The sequence below is a fragment of the [Ruminococcus] torques ATCC 27756 genome, assembly GCF_000153925.1.
In the GTDB taxonomy this organism is placed as follows: domain Bacteria; phylum Bacillota; class Clostridia; order Lachnospirales; family Lachnospiraceae; genus Mediterraneibacter; species Mediterraneibacter torques.
Map to the genome: position 1 here is coordinate 3,633 of NZ_DS264355.1, position 1,170 is coordinate 4,802.

Below are 1,170 nucleotides of genomic sequence, written 5' to 3' on the forward strand. Positions count from 1 at the left end.
TTAGCATCTGTGTTTTTAGATGCTTATCAAAAGACGGTACCCGTAAGGGTAGGATGAAAAAGATTCTTTGTATGTAGTTTTGAAGGTATATGTAAACGAGATATAAATAAGAAGAGAATATTTTCCAAACGGAATGAGAGAAGGCAGCGTCTGAAAAGGCGTTGTCTTTTTTTGCGGCAGAGGCAAGCTAAAGTCGGGCTTGTCAGAAATATTCTAATAATTATATGTGCCGGTTAAATATTTAAGGAAACACTGATTAATGATTTGATTTTCTTCAAGAATGGACATTGTATAATGATCAGTTCTGATTTTTTAAAAACAAGTGTCGTTTTTGTATTCCTGCCGGAGAAACGCATAAAAACCTTAGTTTTACAGATACTACCTTTATTGACAGAAATATGATAAAGATAGAAATTTGCAAAACGGAGGATTTTTTATGAAAGCAACAGGAATCGTAAGAAGAATTGATGATCTCGGCAGAGTTGTAATTCCGAAAGAAATCAGAAGAACGCTTCGTATACGCGAGGGAGATCCTTTGGAAATATTTACTGACAGAGAAGGCGAAATTATTTTGAAAAAGTATTCTCCGATCGGTGAATTTGGAATGCCTGTAAAATTGTATGCGGAAAGTTTATCTCAGACAATGGGGTGTACAGTGTGTATTACAGATACAGATCAGGTTATCGCTGTTTCGGGAGCAGGTAAAAAAGATTTAGAAGAAAGATTTGTAAGAAAAGAGTTTCTTCAGGTTTTGGGAAACAGAGAAGTTTTAACGGCGTGTCAAGGAGATGACAGATATGTAAAAGTGACGGAAGAAATGAATGAATATGAGGATGAAGTTATATCTCCTATTATCAGCGCGGGAGATATAATCGGGGCAGTCGTTTTATTAAACAAAGATAAGAAAAAACATTTTGGCGAAGTAGAACAAAGAGTTGCCGTCAGCGCAGCGGATTTTTTGGGAAGACAAATGGAATAACAGCAAGAACAGCTTGGTAAATATGAGGGAAATAAGTATTTTCACCAGTCATAAATCTTTCGGGACAAACATATGCTTTATTAGTGATGATACGAAACGGGAGGTTTGTGATGGAAGCAAAAGAATATGGAAATGTTGGGAAAAAGGCGATCTGGTTCGTGAAATCACTTTGGAATCCACCACAGGCGATT

1 protein-coding gene is annotated in these 1,170 nt (G+C 36.4%); it reads left to right on the top strand.

Translation table 11 applies throughout. The features are described from left to right. Window positions 1–436: 436 nt before the first annotated feature. Window positions 437–979, top strand: a complete 543-nt coding sequence (gene spoVT, locus RUMTOR_RS06445) for a stage V sporulation protein T (protein ID WP_004846353.1) — start codon at window positions 437–439, stop codon at window positions 977–979. Window positions 980–1,170 lie beyond the last annotated feature (191 nt).